The 15,152-nt window shown below is 62.5% G+C and carries 14 protein-coding genes and 1 pseudogene; all 15 read right to left on the bottom strand.

Features of this window, described 5'->3' with window-relative positions:
• The coding region (locus C5P05_RS08285; protein WP_157979255.1) for a hypothetical protein at positions 1 to 1,646 on the bottom strand (1,646 nt) is incomplete at its 3' end.
• A 2-nt stretch (positions 1,647 to 1,648) separates the two neighbouring features.
• Positions 1,649 to 3,358, bottom strand: coding sequence for a hypothetical protein (locus tag C5P05_RS08280; RefSeq protein WP_157979254.1), 1,710 nt, complete (start codon positions 3,356 to 3,358; stop codon positions 1,649 to 1,651).
• Complete coding sequence (locus C5P05_RS08275; protein WP_114969383.1) at positions 3,358 to 5,196, bottom strand: hypothetical protein; 1,839 nt, start codon at positions 5,194 to 5,196, stop codon at positions 3,358 to 3,360. Before C5P05_RS08275 ends, C5P05_RS08280 begins: the two co-directional genes overlap by 1 nt.
• Before the next feature lie 10 nt (positions 5,197 to 5,206).
• Positions 5,207 to 5,656 carry a hypothetical protein gene (locus C5P05_RS08270; RefSeq protein ID WP_114969382.1) on the bottom strand — a complete coding sequence of 150 codons (450 nt, stop codon included), beginning with the start codon at positions 5,654 to 5,656 and terminating at the stop codon, positions 5,207 to 5,209.
• Positions 5,657 to 5,668: 12 nt separating this feature from the next.
• Positions 5,669 to 6,721: a hypothetical protein gene (locus C5P05_RS08265; protein WP_157979253.1), complete on the bottom strand. Its 1,053-nt coding sequence runs from the start codon at positions 6,719 to 6,721 to the stop codon at positions 5,669 to 5,671.
• Between the two features lie 253 nt (positions 6,722 to 6,974).
• Positions 6,975 to 7,499: a hypothetical protein gene (locus tag C5P05_RS08260; RefSeq protein ID WP_114969380.1), complete on the bottom strand. Its 525-nt coding sequence runs from the start codon at positions 7,497 to 7,499 to the stop codon at positions 6,975 to 6,977.
• Positions 7,500 to 7,508: 9 nt separating this feature from the next.
• Positions 7,509 to 9,308: a DUF1566 domain-containing protein gene (locus tag C5P05_RS08255; protein WP_114969379.1), complete on the bottom strand. Its 1,800-nt coding sequence runs from the start codon at positions 9,306 to 9,308 to the stop codon at positions 7,509 to 7,511.
• A gap of 12 nt (positions 9,309 to 9,320) precedes the next feature.
• Positions 9,321 to 10,454: a beta strand repeat-containing protein gene (locus C5P05_RS08250; protein WP_114969378.1), complete on the bottom strand. Its 1,134-nt coding sequence runs from the start codon at positions 10,452 to 10,454 to the stop codon at positions 9,321 to 9,323.
• Positions 10,455 to 10,476: 22 nt separating this feature from the next.
• A complete protein-coding gene (locus C5P05_RS08245) occupies positions 10,477 to 10,875 on the bottom strand; it encodes a hypothetical protein (protein ID WP_114969377.1) in 399 nt (132 codons plus the stop codon).
• Between the two features lie 9 nt (positions 10,876 to 10,884).
• The gene (locus tag C5P05_RS08240; protein WP_114969376.1) at positions 10,885 to 11,157 is read right to left on the bottom strand and encodes a hypothetical protein; all 273 of its coding nucleotides are present in this window, start codon (positions 11,155 to 11,157) and stop codon (positions 10,885 to 10,887) included.
• Between the two features lie 28 nt (positions 11,158 to 11,185).
• Positions 11,186 to 11,854: a DUF6682 family protein gene (locus C5P05_RS08235; RefSeq protein ID WP_114969375.1), complete on the bottom strand. Its 669-nt coding sequence runs from the start codon at positions 11,852 to 11,854 to the stop codon at positions 11,186 to 11,188.
• Positions 11,855 to 11,857: 3 nt separating this feature from the next.
• Entirely contained in the window at positions 11,858 to 12,694 is an 837-nt protein-coding gene (locus tag C5P05_RS08230) for a RyR domain-containing protein (protein WP_114969374.1), read from the bottom strand.
• Positions 12,695 to 12,757: 63 nt separating this feature from the next.
• Positions 12,758 to 13,222 (bottom strand): hypothetical protein, encoded by a 465-nt coding sequence (locus C5P05_RS08225; RefSeq protein WP_114969373.1) that lies wholly within the window; start codon positions 13,220 to 13,222, stop codon positions 12,758 to 12,760.
• Between the two features lie 69 nt (positions 13,223 to 13,291).
• Positions 13,292 to 14,590, bottom strand: coding sequence for a DUF4043 family protein (locus tag C5P05_RS08220; protein ID WP_114969372.1), 1,299 nt, complete (start codon positions 14,588 to 14,590; stop codon positions 13,292 to 13,294).
• Positions 14,591 to 14,661: 71 nt separating this feature from the next.
• Positions 14,662 to 15,152, bottom strand: a pseudogene (locus C5P05_RS08215) (hypothetical protein); the annotation flags it as partial.

The raw sequence follows: 15,152 nt of genomic DNA, 5'->3' as shown, positions 1-15,152 counted from the left end.
AACGCCACAATCACCTGGCGCTGGTTCTCAAGCTTCGTGCGGGCCACTTCACCGCGGGCCTGCACCATGGTCTGGTAACCGGACATGCTGGCCGAATACTGGCGGGCGCGGGCCTCGTTGGTCATGGCCGCTGCCCGCACCACTTCCGATTTGGCGTCGATGCCAGCCTTGTAGCCGTTGATTTGCGCATTGAAGGCTTCCACCTGGGTGTTGAAAATCTTGGCCGTGGCGGTCTGGCCTTCAATCGCCGCGCTGTAGCCCTGCCACTCGGCGTTCTTGCCCTGCACCTGGGCGCTGAAGGCTTGCACCTGCGACTGGAACACGTCGAGCTTGAGCTTTTCCAGCGACACCCGGCCCTGCACCGCTTCAATCTGTGCCCGGTAGACATTGGACAAGGATGTGAGCGAGTCGATGCGGGCGCGGTACACATCGACCTTGGCCTTATCCACGCTGGTCAGGGCTTCCAGCGCCTTGATTTCGGCCTGGTACAACTCGATGCTGGCCATGTCGCTCTTCAGGCGCGTCTCGAATACGGCGGCCTCGGCCCGGTAGGCGTCGAGCTTGATGGAATAAGCCTTCACCGCCGTGTTGTAGACCTCGATGAGGCTGGACAGCACGGTCTTGGCGTAGTCCAGCGCTTGGCCGTTGATGCCGATCAGGTTCTGGTGGTAGCCCAGAGCAGCACTGAGCATGGTCTGGCGCAGGTTGGCCGACGTGGTGACGGCGAACTGCAAGTTCTTCTGCTCCATTTCCGCCTGCAGCACGACAATCTCGCTGGCCGCGCGAGCGTTGTTGTCGGCGCCGGCCTGGCGGGCGCCGCGAATGGTGGCCATCATGGCACCGTTCGGCAGGGTGAAGCCCCGGGCGGCCGCATCGGCAAAGGCGCCATCGCGCACGCGCCGCGCTTCGGCGTCGTTCTTGCCGCGAGACCGCTCGTAGATGGCGTTCTCCACCGCCGGGCTCAAGCCGGTACCGCCGTCGAGGTAGGTGGCCAGCTGGGTTTCGATACGCGCCATCTGTTCGTGGTAGCGCGGGTTGTGCTTGGTCAGCATGGCGTCCACGTAGCCGTCGAGCATGGTGATGGTGCTGGGTGCCGCGCTGCGGTAGGCGTTCTCGAAGCTGCCCGTCAGGTCCGCCGGAGCCGTGGTCGTGTCCACCGGCGCCAGCGCATCGAAGCGCGACAGAATCACTTGCGGCTTGTCGGGCCCGGCCCGATCGGTCAGGATGGGCGCCTCAAACAAGGGGTGCAACAGGGAATCGGGCGGCTCGGGGAAGGTGATGCTGGTATTGATGCTGGGCGCGGTGTTGCCGAACGCGGCCAATTGCGCGGGCGCTGTTGGCAGGGTGAGTGTGGGCGCGGTCGCCGTCAGCACCGGTAGGCTGCCGGCCTCAATCGCTGCAATGTCCTGGAATACCAGCGTGTTGGCCGGCTCGGGCGGCAGGTCCAGCGTCACATCGGTCAGCGTCGGCAAGGTCAGGCTGACGGCCGGTGGCGGCGTGGATGGCAGGGCCACGGGGTAGAAGTTTGGGATAGAGAAGCCGACAGCGCTCACAGCTTGGCTGGCGGCATTCATGGCCGACGAGGCTTGCGAAACAATGCTGCCCGCATAGGTCTGCGCGCTTGAAATCAGGGCTGATACGGTCATGGTCAGATTCTCCGGGTCGAATTGAGGGTTTCAAACTCGATGTTGTCGAGCTCGAGGGTGCCGGCGCCAGCTGCACCCAGCGCGTAATAGCGGGACTTCAGGCCTCGGCCGAATTTCTGCCGGTAGGTCTGGGCGTGGTCGCTGCGCGGTGTGGCATAGCTGTAGCTGGTGGCGCCGTCTTCCCCAACATGCAGGTCAATCGTGGCCGCTGGTCCGAGGCGCCCGCCGAAGTAGGACGACACCACGGTTTTGAGGAATGGGCTCTCAAAGTCGGTCATCGCGGTCTTGAAGGCCCATGGGATGGTTGCGCCGTCGTCGGTCGTTCCTTCCAGCAGATACAGGCCATCAGCAGCCACACCGAAATATGAGCCCTGATAGCGCACGATTTGCGTGAACGGGAAGTTGTTGTAGCGCGTCACCTCGTCATGGGCCGCCGGGTCGTCGTGGTTCAGGTTGATTGCATAGGCCTCGTAGGTGGCGGCCACCACGGCGTGGCCGATGGCGGTCAGCGTGGCGCCCGGGGCGACAAGCCAGGCCTGCGCAGTCGCGCCCAAACGTGGGCTCGGCGCCAGCAGGTTCGCGCTGCCGTGGTTCTGCGCCGTGGCGGAGGCTGTCAACTCGAATAGTGGGCAGGTGAGTGCAGCGCCGCCGATACTGCCTGTGGTGCTGGAAGCCTGCAGTGTCGGGTGGCCGGTCAGGGTGATGGAGCAGACCGCGCCGCTGTAGCCGAGCAGGGTCGCCATGGGCGGACTCAGGATGGCTTGCGCCATCGCGTAGACGGTGCCGGATGCAGAGAGGGCTGGTGCTGGACCGGCGAGTGTGGCCTGGCCCCAGTTGGTGGTCGTCGCGGTGATGTCTAGCGTTGGGCTTGGGCTGGATAGTTTGGCGTTGGCGCCACCGAAGGCGATCAGTGTTGGGCGCGGCGCGCCCAGGTTAGCGGCTTGTTCGCCGGTGCTGTCGCGGCCGGTGGCGTAGAGGGCTGGGAAGGTGCCGGTCAGTGCGGCGTTGGCGCCGCCGTAGGCGGAAAGAGTTGGCGCCGGTGCGGTTGCGGCAACCGTAGCGACCGACTCGACCACTACGACCCCAGCGACAAGCGTCGCCATCGGCGCCGTCAAGGCAGCATTCGCCGCGTGCGGGTCAGCGATGGCCACCTGCTCAAAAAAGATGCCAGGGGTTGATTTGAGTCTCAGTTGTTGGACGCCGCTGGTGTACTGCGTGGACGGCGTCACTGTCATTCCGCCTGTCAGCCCGAGGAAGGACCACTCGAACACACCAGCTATTAGTTGCATCGTCCCCGTGTAGGATGTGTTGTCCGTCAGGGTAACGGGGTATGACGCTAACGAGTCACCAAGCTCCCACCCCGTCGCCAGTTCAGCCAGGTTAAGGACAAGGGAGACACCGGTGTTGTACATCACTTTGATGTATGGGTTGAAAGCCCTATCCAGCCCCGTGTTAACCCCTGCCCCGGTGCGGATGGTGAAGGTCACCAGGACGTCAACCGGGCCGGTGCCGGCCGAAATATCGCCAACCGCCCCGTACAGGGCGTAGCCACTGGCTTCCGTGGACTGTTCCAGGGCGCCGGACCCACTCAGCGTGGGTGGGCTCGTACCGGATGAAGTCCACACGATACCAGGGTACCCCGGGAACGTCACATCAGGCGCGTGGCCGGATATGGCCCCCGAGCCGTTGAATGTGTCTAGGAAGAAAGGCATTACGTGTACCCTATGAAGGTGAATTCTTTGCGTGGGGCCGTCGCAGACTCGCTGGCCAGCAATCCGCCAAGGGTGTAGTGGTACCCGTCGGCGGTCACAGATACCTGCTGCTCGCTCGAACCAAACGCGCTGTACGTGAGGTACATCCATGGCAACGATCTCAGCTCGCTGTCATCCTCCACGACAAACTCTGGGCCTGTGCTGATGTGGAACGCTACAGGCCGCTCAGCGGTGGTGACGCTTCTAGACAGCACCGCAATCTGTCCGGGGACGTTGATGTAGTCGAATCCTTCTTGCACCCCGTCTACGTCGCTGATAATTTCACTTCTGTCAAAAGCGTTTTTTACCTCGGTAGGGTTTGCTTCGGTGACACTGAACGCCGTTGCACCTGTGCCTGTAACCACAACAGCTTCTGGCCGGAACACAACAAAAGCGTCTCGCGCGTAGGCGCCCCACATCCCGGTTCCGCCCGGCCCACTCGCGTTGGACCTTGAGACGGTACTGGTCATAAATCCTACATACCGTTCCTCCGAGTCACCCCCGCTCACGAACGGCGTAGCTGTGGACAATGAAGAAAGTGTGTAGTCGTCTCGCGCTGGGTCGTACGACGGGTAGGTCAGGACGCGTCCAGCGGAGTGTGCAGTAATAGAGATGGTGAAGGCGCTAAGGCTGGGGTTCAGGGTTGTGGCGTAGTTGTAGTCTCCCGCAGTCCTCACAGTCACATTCACCACCTCCAGCACCCCATTGACGTGGCAGGCGATAAGGGGGGTAACACCAGCCACATCAGGCTCAGTTGCCGGGATTTGCTGCTGCCATAGCGGCCGCTCCACACCCGCCATGAAGTCGTAGATGTAGAGCGGGATGGGCTGGTACGGCCCGCTCCCGAGGTATTGTTTCTTGGTCAGTCTGCCGCTCGCCACCAACTCCAACTCCGCCACAGGCGGATCACCATTCGTGAAGAAGTTGATCAGCAGCTTGTAGTGGTAACTCGTGAACACCGTGTCGGCGGACTCCAGGTCAGGTGTTTCTAGCCCAGGGGTCACTGCCTGCCAGCACGTATTATGGGCCTCGGTACCCTCGTCGTTAAACGACCAGCCCATCGTGGTAGCGTAGTCCCGCTTTTCATAAAAGTCCGTCATTCGGCTGGCGGCACGCAAGACCTTGACGGAGCCCGCGTCTATTGCCTCATCCAGCTTGGTGCCTGTTGGGAAAGTTGTACCGGTGGGGACGCCGCCGAACATGAGGGTGGCCTGCTTCACAGCCTCGTTCTTGCTGGCCTTGTTGCCGGACGCAAGCTTGAACCTCATTGCCCTGACGCCATTCGAGCTTATCTCGATGAGCCAGTGCTTGTCGTCGGGTCCGGTGGTGACCCCGTGGCACTTGGCCCATCGGAAGTCGTACTTAACTTCGATGCCCCGACCCATCAGAATCTGCACCGCCTGAACCATCCTGCCAGAGAACATCGTGGGGCGCAGGGCGGCGTACTGCGTGCCAGCCTTACTAAGCAGTGGCTCATCGCTAAACGCTCCAGGGCTCTTGGTTGGGTCCTTGTGAAGCGGCACATCCCAAGCGTTTTGCGTGGGCTTGTAGCTGCGCAGCGTCTTCTCGGCCGGCGACAGCTCTATCACCTCGCCGTCTCTCGTCACGCCGCTTATGATGTTGACCCCGCCGCTCAGCGTGATGTACTCCTGCCCCGGCTCGATGCGCACCTTGATGGAGCACCCATCAACCTCAAACTGCTGGCTGGCGTAGCTGAGCCCCGTCGCCCGCATGGCCTTGATCCGGCTGCGGGCGAACGGTAGGAACTGCTCGCCGCCTGAGATTAACTTGTGCTCCAAAATTCACCGCTTAGGAGGCAGGTTGCGTCCAGGTGAATGAGTCGACTGTGGTCGGGGCCGACACTGCAATCACGATGTTCGACAAATTCAAGTCTGCCCCGCTGGTCGCAATCGAGCCGTCCAGCCGTGGCAGCACAGTGGAGATTCCCCCGGCGTCGACGGCATTGCCCTTGAACCGGAACCAGCCGGCGGTACCGGCAGCCACGCCGGCGAACGACCAGACGCCTGACTTCGAGACAGCGCCATCGGCGGCATCCGCGAAGGTCAGTCCGTTGGTCGCGGTACCAGGCGTGAAGGCGCCGGAGGCTAGCGTCACAGTGCCCAATAGCGTTCCGGTGGCGGCGGCATCGGAGGTGGCCGGTTGGCTGCCGGTGCGGATCTCGATCACGCCATTGGCGAAGGTGGTGGCGAATGCTTGGGCCAGCGCGGTGCGCAGCGAAGTTGCAAGGCGGACTGTCATGTGTGTTTCTCCTTAAAGAGCGTTGAAGGGCACACCGCCCTGTTGAAGAACAGCCAGGTAGCGTTTTTGGCCACCTGCCTGCACAAGGCAGCCCCCGGCACGAACGCCGGGTGCCACGCTGATTTGTTTCTCGGTGAGGTTGACGAACGGCAGCGCCGCGCACAGGCCACGGGCCGTCCAGAAGAGAATGCGGTCGTCGTCCTTCGACCAGTGCTGGCCGGGGATGACGCCGTAGGGCGCGAGCTCGTCCAGCTTGCTGGCGTCGTAGGCGAACACGCGCCGGTCGGTGCCGATGAGCAGCGCGTCGTCGGTCGGGGCCAGCATCGTGACGCGGCCAGGCACCATGAAGAAGTCTTGAGCCAGGTTGAACAAGTGAAAGCCCAACGGCTGCGAGCACCAGATGGCGGTTTGCTTGTCGTGCGGGAAATACTGTGCCGCGTAGATACGCCCGCGCCAGGCCTGAATGACATCCACGTCGAAAGGCAACGGACTGAGCACGTCATTTGTGAAGTCGCGCCGGAGGTTGTCAGGCGAGTAATTCCAGACCAATGCCGTTTGCAGAGTCGTGCGGAAGTGGCTGAACACCGTGCTGTCGGCCGGAGCGACGTAGACGTTGGTGGCGCAGCCGGCGAGTTGCGGGATGTCGCTGATCTGGATGGCTTGGCCTTCTGTCAGCGTGATTTCTACAGGCTCATTCCCGCCCGTCTCGCGCCCATCGGCCAGCGTGTAGGTGCAGAGCACGCGGTACAGTCCAGCGGGGAGGGTTCCGGTGACGGCCGCCAAGGCCGGAGCATCGGGCGCAACCCATCGCCACGGCAATACAGCGTTGTCCGGCTGAATGACACCCGCATCCGTCCCGTTGCTGAAAAACACCTGCTCGTTGATCTCGGTCCAGTGCATCGCAGTGGAAGAATTACCACTTTGCAGGGTGATGGACGAGGCCGGGCCGGTCATGGCCTTGAGTTGGCCGTCGTCCACCACGTACATGCGCTGCTCATCGAGCGTGGCGTAGGCGTCGGTAAAGGCCCCGGCTTGTGCCAAGCTGTAGCCGTCGCGCTTTTTCATGGCGCCCGTGTCTGTGACGTCAACATTGTCAGCTTGCGTGAGCCAGCCAAGACCAACGCGCAAAGAGTCTGAAACGTTGTTCAGCCCTTTGAATCGGTCGATTCGGGGAGGGGAGGCGGCAAGCATGCGGGCATGATGCCGATGCGGGCTGCTATGAGCAAACCTTAGCGGGCTGGTTGCAGCCACACCCTCCGCTGGTGCTCTCCAGAGCTTGGCTCTGGGCTGCGTGAAACTCAGTCGTTGCCCGCCTGCCTCATAGCCCCAGCTCCTGCATCAGTTCGGGTACCGAGTGCGGACAAGCTCCGGCAATGCTGAAATCTGTGTCAGTAGAACCTGTCGCTTTGCGCTCGTAGTAGGCCACCCAAATTTCCTTGATCCAGCCCTGCACCGCCGCGCACTTGGGCAACTTCTGCAGCACGCCGATGGCCAGTAGCCCAATCGCGGACCCGCTGACTTGGGCATACTCATATTCGTGAGCTGCTTGCCACAAGGCGGCTACACGCTTGGACTCGGGGTCGGGCCTGGCGCGCATCTCGTCCGCCAGCATCTGGTCCCAATCTGACTGCGAGAAAACACCCATCACGCCGGGGTGGTCGGTGTCGCTGGCGTCAGGGCAGGTGCCGAAAAATTCCGGTACCGGTGTCGGGTAGGCGCTCTCTCGCGCCCACACAAACTCCAGACCGGCCACAGACGGGAATCGGGTCCCGTTCATGGCCGACTCGACAGCCGCCGATACGCCGGTAATCGCGTCAACATAGGTAAATTTGAGATGCTTCATGATGGGGCCTTAGATGATGGAGCGGCGGACAGCCCGCACATAGCAGACGGTCGTCTTACTGGGGCTGGCTTGGTAGCCGGCGTTCGCCTGGCGCATGTCGTGGTACCACGCATTCGCCGCCGAGTAATCTGACGCCGTCCAGTAGTAAGCCGATCCGTAGGCAAAGGCTTCAGTCTCGCCGGTTCGGAAGTTCTTGCCCGCCGCCACTTGGGCTGGATTGACGGATGTATGCGCCGCGCCTACGGGCGAAGAGTTGTTGTCCACGCCGTGCGCGGCGGAGGTGTCGCCATACGAGCCCAAGTTCATGTAATTCGGCGTTGCGGCCGTGGGCCGGTCGGCGATAACGTAGTTGGCGTCGCCCGTAGGCTTGAGGTTGCGCCAGCACAGTTCCATCTCGTCACGCGACGGAAAATACCAATCTGTGTTACCGGCAATGCTCAGGTTGTTGCACCAATGGGCTGCCGGGTAAACTGTGCTGGTGCCAGCTGCGACCATGGCCAGGGTTGCCTTGCGTCCTTCCGACAGTGTGCCGCACGCGGCCGGGGCGGCGTCAGCAGTGTTCTTGTAGGTGAGGCCCGTGTTCTCGCCGGTCGCTTTTGGCGCCACGACGATGCGGTATTGCGCCATGATGGACCAGTCAGCAAACGTGCCGGAGCCGCCGACGCTGGTGACATTGATCGTCAGTGCCGTCCCCAGTGCGCCCGTCACCACGCCAATCATCTTGTTGGCCGGATTCGCGCGGCTGCGCACCTCCAGCGTCTGGCCGGCATAAACCAAGGGGGTAGCCGTCATATCCGCCACCACAAAGGCTTTGCTGCCAGTCCCGATGACGGTGCTGGATGCGGACTGCACCAGCTCATTCCAGATTTTCCCGGTGTAAAAACCACCCCCGAAAGCGTCTCCGAAAGCAGCAGGTGTCGCCGTCGGGACGGTAATGTATGCGCTGAACGCAGCCGCCGTGCTGAATGTCACAGTGGCGCTGTACGCGCCCACACCGTTGGCAGTGCCACGATGGCGCACCCGGACGTAATACGTGGTGCCAGTGGCAACCGTGGTGTTCCAGCTGGTTTTGCTGGCCGCATCGGCGCTGGTGGATTGAACAATGGCCGTGAATCCGGCATCGGTGGCGAGTTGCCAGTCGCTGTTGAGATGAGTATCCGATGTGCCGAGCCAGCCAAAAACGCTGCTGGTCAGGGTAATGTCGGGGCCGGGCACGCCCGTGGCTGCATCGGCTGGGCTCGTAATACTGGGGGGCACCACACTGGCCGCCAATACCGTGAGCGGGATAGTCCGCGCGACACCGTTGGTGGTCACTGTCAGTGTGACCTCGCCAGCCGTCGCGGGCGCGGTAAAGCTGATGGCGTCCAGCGTGCGCGTGACGCTGCCCGCCGATACCGCGACAGAGTAAGTGCTGAAGCTGTCAAAGTCGGTGATCGTGTAGCCGGTGACCTGGGTTACGTAGATTGTGGTGGCACCGGACAGACTGGTGTTGATCGTCGCACCCCCTAGCTCCGCCAACACAGCAGCCACCAGGCGAAGCGACACCGTTGCGCCGTTCAAGAAGGTTCGTGCAGCCGTCCCGTCCTGGGCTCGCGTGCAAGTCGCCGTCGAGCCCGATATGTCTGTGACCTTCACAATCTCGGGAACAGCGGCTGAATCAATCAGCGTGCAGTAGAAATAGTTCCCGCTGGCGGTTGTGACAGCCGGAAAACTCGCAGCCGAGGTGACGCTGAATGTCGTTGCCCCGGTGCTGGAGATGGCAGCCGATAGGGTTGTTGAAGCATTGTTGGCAAGTAGTGCGCGGCCCATGGGTGGCTCCTGTTATACGGTGGGTTCGAGCGTTCGGGCGCTCTCGACCACGATGAAAGTTCTGATGTCTGACGTAACCAACAGCACCCGCGCCTCGGGCATCACGACGAAGGCTCGCCGTGGATCGGGCACCGTGATGGCGTCATTGCCGACGGAGGTTAGGTTGAATGAGTTGGCGCCAACGCCAAGAATAAGCACATCGCCGACGGAGGTCGACACCGTGGCGACGGTGACCGAACCGGTACCTGAGACTGGCAACTGCCCGGCGCTGGCGGATGAGATGGCAGTGGCTGTGTTGCCGGCCCCACGAATGTCCGATTGGCCGGTACCGGACGACGAGGCGGACACGTCGCCTGAGCCTGCGCCCACCGCACCTGGGAAATAGACAGCGCCCGTTGCCGAGGACAACACACCGGTTGTGTTGCCGCCGACCCCGACGATGGGGGTGTTCCCGGCGCCTGCGGTCGTGGCGCCCGCCGTTGTCTGCCCGACCCCGGTGATGGACACAACGCCCGTACCGGCCGAGACCTGCGTGGCGGTGTTTGCTCCCGTACCGTTCGCCCCCGAAGCAGTTACCGACCCGGTAGCGGCGCTGGTGAAGGCGTCGACGGGATTGGCTGCTGCGCCGGTCGCGGGCAGTGAACCAGTGCCCGCGGATGCCTGACTCGTCGTGCTGCCCCCGCTGCCGACGATGGCGGCAACGCCAAGGCCAGCGGATGAGACGCCGACCGTGTTGGTGCCCGCGCCAGTCAGACCGAGAGCGGCGACCGTCCCTATGCCGGATGACGTGGCCGACGCTTCACCGGCGGCCACGCCGGACACCAGTATCTGGCCCAGCCCGGAGGACGTGGTCGATGCAGCGTTCGCGCCTGCCCCGCTCAGGTCGACGGACCCTGATCCCGTCGATGTAGTCGCCGTCGTGCTCTCGCCGGCGCCGACTACCGCGAGGGCGCCCGTGCTGACGGACGAAACAGAAGCTGCATTGGCACCGTTTCCGGCGATCGTCACGATGCCAGTGGCGGCCTGAGCGAAGCTGTCGACCGTGTTGGCGCCCGACCCTGTTGGTTCGGCAGGCGAAGACGACGCGGCGACGCCATTAAGCTCAGCCTCGTTGAGGCCAAACCCGTTGAGCGCGCCACTGTCCATGGGCAGTCTGCCTCAGCCGCGCTTAAGCGTTGCCGGCGGTGATGGTCTTGGCGGTGATGGTGACGTTCTGGGTCGCCGTCATCACGTTGTTGTCCAGCACAATGTCCGTGGCCGAAGTTCCAACAGTTCCTTGTTCATGTGTGGTGGTCCCGGTCGAGTCCTTGATCCGGTAGCTGATGGCCGTTCCGCCCGTGGTGCAGGCCACAGTCCAGCTGCCCAACAGCGTCTTGGTGCCAGCAGAGGCTGCATTCATCCAGTCGGTCGGCAACGTCATGGCCAACAACTCGCCGGCCGGGTCGGCAGCAGCGCAGTTCGCAGGCACAGCGCCAGAGTACATATAGAGCTTGGCGCCGGTGCCGGTGGTGGACTCAATGGCATCGAGCATGGCGTTGCGCGCGGCAACAGAATATTGAACGGTCATGGTGGTTCCTTAGCGATTGACGATCTTGAGAGAAATGGTTCTGTCATCAGTGCGGCCACCGGTGGTGGTGATGCGGCACGTTAGACCCAGGGTGGTGTCTTCGACGCCGCCTGAGACAAATACGGTGGCGGTGCTGGCGGTGTTGGACTGCGAGACGACGACCAGCGGCGCTTCTGGCAGCCAGGTCACGGTTTCGATGGCGTCCAGCATGGGCAGCAGGTAGGCCGTCCAGTCCACGGTGTAGTCGAGCACGGCGTTCGGGTCTTTTTTGAAGGTAGCCATCAGGCACCCCTTGATCTGTTTTGGCGGCTCATACCCAATGCGCCTGGTTGTGGTGCTCGGTGTCCTCGGTCGATGACCGGCGCAGGTTGGAGTCCGGCCGCTCACCGAAGTAATTGGTAAACGCCTGGTTGGCCAGAGCCGCACGATTGGGGTCCATCGTCTCCGCGTCAGGCACACTGAAGGCGCGGAACAAAACCCACTGCACCAGCTGGGCGTGGTGTGATTTGTGAATCTCGGGCTCGTCGCCGGCGCTGGTCAGCGGCTCCAGCGGCACTCGGTAGCCCTCAATGAACAGGGTGCCGGCGCTGTCGGGCGTGCGAGACAGGCGAATGCGGGTATCGGTCTGGATGGCGAACTCGGCCAAGCCTGTTTCTTCGCGCCAGCAGGGCCGGATCTGGTCCATGTATTCGCGCGACACCAGCTTGACCGGCGTGCGCGTGCTGTCGCCATTCTTCAGGAAGGCCAGGTAGTCGATTTCATACAGCGACTCGTGCAGGGCATAGCCGCTGGCGCCGGACTTGATGGCAATCTGGCACACCGCCTTGCTGGTGGACTCATGCAGCAGCCGGCCGCGAATCGCCGCTTCGGCCTCGGCGTCCGTGAACCAGTCAAACAAGGACGCATCCACCCATTTCGGAGGGATGGCGCCATCGTCCGCGTCAACACGGAATTTGGCGATGAGTTCAGCCAGCGTCATGCTTTACACCGCGCCGAATTGGTCGAGGAACTGATTGACCTGGGCACGCATCTCGCCCACCTTCTGGCGCTTGTCCAGCGTCTGCTTGAAGTTGGTCATGGCGTACTGGGCCAGCTCGTCCTTGCCCATCTGGTTCACGCTGTCGTGCAGGTCCATCAGCGCGTGTTGGTCGGCCTGCAGTTGCGCCTGCTCCTTGCTGGATTGCGCCAGGCTGGCAGTCGTACCATCGTCGGCCGCAGGCTCGCCAGAGGTCGCAGCAGGCGCTTGGCCCTTGTTCTTTTCAAACAGGTCTTGGTGGCGCAGCAGTTTCAAAGCCACTTCCAGCGGCAGGTAGCGGGTCTGGCCCTTCACAAAGGTCAGGCCGGTGCCGTAGACCTTGTCGGCCCACTCGTCGCGGTGGTGAATGTAGGTGACGCCGATCAGGCTGGGGTCGATGGCTTGCGCTGCAGCCGGTTGCGCCGGCGTCTTGGCTTGCACCTCGGCAATGGCCGCGCTGACACTGTGCACGGCGGCGCGGAAAATGTAGTCCTTGGCCTTCTGCGCGGCCGGCAGTTCGGCATAAGGCAGGAAACACGGGTGCTCTTTTTTGGCGGAATCCTTGACCTCGCCATAAACCCAGCCATCAGCGGTCTTTTGCGCCAGCCAGGATTCGTGCGATTGCTCTGGCGTTGCGTCCGGATTGGCCAGGTGCATCGCCACGCCAGCGAGCGAGCTATCCTGCTGCCACTTGGGCGCCTCGGCCCACGGCAATTGACTGACGTCACCCATGGCGGCACAGTAGGCGCGGTTCAACTCATGGGCGCACATGGCCAGGGCCAGCGAAATAATGTTGTGTTTCATGGAAGTCCAGAGGGTGGATAAGCCAAAGAAAAGGGTCGAAACCCCTTTCTCATTTCGCGGGCTTTACAGCTCGCCTTCAATCACAAAGTCCACCGTGCTGGCCTTGGCATTGGCAGCACCGGCAGTCGTCAGGATCAGGTAGGCATCCTTGGGCAACTTGATCAGCTCGTTGGTCGTGGCATTGCGCAGGCGACCGGCAGCGTTGAGCACCAGGCCGGTGCCGAAGAGTGAAGCGCTTTGCGGCAACAGCGTGCTGTCCACGCCATCAACGTAGGCAATGCCCAAGCTGCCTGTGACCAGGGCGGTCATGGCGGTCGAGACAATGACAGTCGAGTCGGTAATCAGCATGCCGGCGGGCAGGGTGCCCAGGACGACCACATCAGCAATCGCCAAGCCGGTTGCCTGGCTGGAGTCGATGGCCGCGCCGACGGCGTTGGTCTTGAGTTTGAACGGCAGCACAGTCTTGTTGCCGTAAGGGGTGCTGCCAAACTGGCGGGCACGGAATTGTTGGGCGGTAACGGTGGCCATGGTGAGGCTCCTTTAAATGAGGGGAAGTGATGCAATCAGGGGCCAGTTGCCCGGCCCCGTGTCTGCTACTTAGTTGCGGGCGCCGATGATGGGCACCGCGGTGTCGATCACCGTGCAGCCGTAATCGGTCATCTGCTTGCCGGTGCCGTGGTCGATCTCAAAGCGGATCTTGGCGGCGCCGCGGATCATGCCGATCAGCACTTCAAACTTGTCGCCGTGGTCAAACTCTTTCTCGCTCCAGAAGAACGGGATCTTGGTGTGACGGCTGGCCGCGAAGGCTTCACCCAGCGCCTGGCCGCCCAGCAGAATCGCGCGGTCCACGGCGAACGTGGTGCCGAAGGCGGCGGGCACGATGCAGGAGCTCTCAACATCCGTCTCGTAGGCGGCGCAATACTTGATCGCGTCGCCGGCGTAGAAGCGGACTGCCTTGGGCATCTTGACGATCAGCACGCCATTCCACAGGCCGATGTCACCCAAGAAGATCGGGTGACGGTTGGCCTGCTGGGCACGGGCCAGCGCAGAGGCTTGCATCGAGCGAAACGACGGGTCGGTGGCAAAGCCGCTGTACTGCGCTGGGGACACCAGCAGCACGCGCAGAGGAGAATCTTCGGCCGCCATATCACCCTCGAACTTGACGGGCGGAGGTGGCAGCGAGATTTGATCCATCATCGTGCGGATGCCGTCTACCGTGGCCATCTTGAACAGGTCGGTGGTGGCCAGGTCGATCTCGCCAGCCGTCTGGCTGAATTGCTGCACGCCGTTGGTGCCGGCGGCAATGAAGTGGCGGTTTTTGGTGGGCGCGAGCACCGGGTTAACCATGATGGCCGCGAAATCGGGGTCGGCTTCGGTCGGCACAACCCATTCGATGTTGTTGTGGTAACCGCGAGCGCCCGCCAAGTGCGTCAGATTGCTCTGGTCGATGTAGCGGTCAGCCAGCGACTGCGCCAGAGGGCGGCCCAGCGCGTGCAGGTCGGCCGGCGAGCGGATGGAGGTCATCACGTCGCCCAAGTCCACTGGGAAACGCGCCTGGTCAACCCGCAAGCGGCCTTCGGACAGCTTGACGCCAACGCCACGGCCCTCGGCGTAGTTGCGGCCCATGATCGGCTTGGAGCCAACCGGGTTCACCAGGTTGAACACCACCTCATCACCCTCGCCACGACCCAAATCTTGAGCGCGAACGATTGGCATGTGGGTGCTGGTCTGGTTCTTCAGCGTTGCCTCGGCGCCAGCGGTGCCAGTGGGCATCTTGCCGATGAGGTTGGCCAGCACGCCCGAGTTGCGGGTCATGTGGGTGGCAAACAGACCAGCGGCCTGCTTGAACATATTTCCTCGGTCACCGTATGCGGCAACAGTCTTATTTCCGGCCATGGTAGCCTCCATCAAAGGGAACGGTCACGCCATCCCGGCGTTACCAAATAGGGCAGTTGCCTGCCCCGCTTTTATCGGTTCATGTACCCGTCACGATCGGCCTGCGTCATCTTCATGAGCGCATTCGCCTGCTCGTGTGGAGCCATCGCGTCCAGTGCTTCAAACTTGTCTGTCGCTCCCGAGCGTCCACCCGGAATGTCCGACAAGCTGTTGGGCACTTGTGCGCCTGCCACCTTGGCCAGCGCTGCTCGCGCCGCCTCCTTGGCATCTACCTGTCCGGCTGCTTCAGTGCGACCTGTTGCAGCCTTGAACGTATCGAACAACTCAATCACCTGTTGCGCTGTGCCGCCGGTCTTTGGATCAAGCACCGCCATGTAGGCCGTGCGTGCAAAAGTCGGCAGGCCCGCAATCCAGCTGGTGAACTCCTGGCTTTCGACAATGGAGTCCGCGTCTGCATGCGCGCCGTAGATCGTGTCCATGTGGCTCTGCGTGGCACTGGTCGTCTGCTGCTGCTTGAGTGGCGATAAAGCCGCCTCAACCTTGGCATTGACCGATACCAGCG

The organism is Rhodoferax ferrireducens, assembly GCF_003347515.1.
GTDB lineage: Bacteria > Pseudomonadota > Gammaproteobacteria > Burkholderiales > Burkholderiaceae_C > Rhodoferax.
Note: the sequence above shows the minus strand (reverse complement) of the source record. Positions and strands in the feature narration are given on the sequence as shown.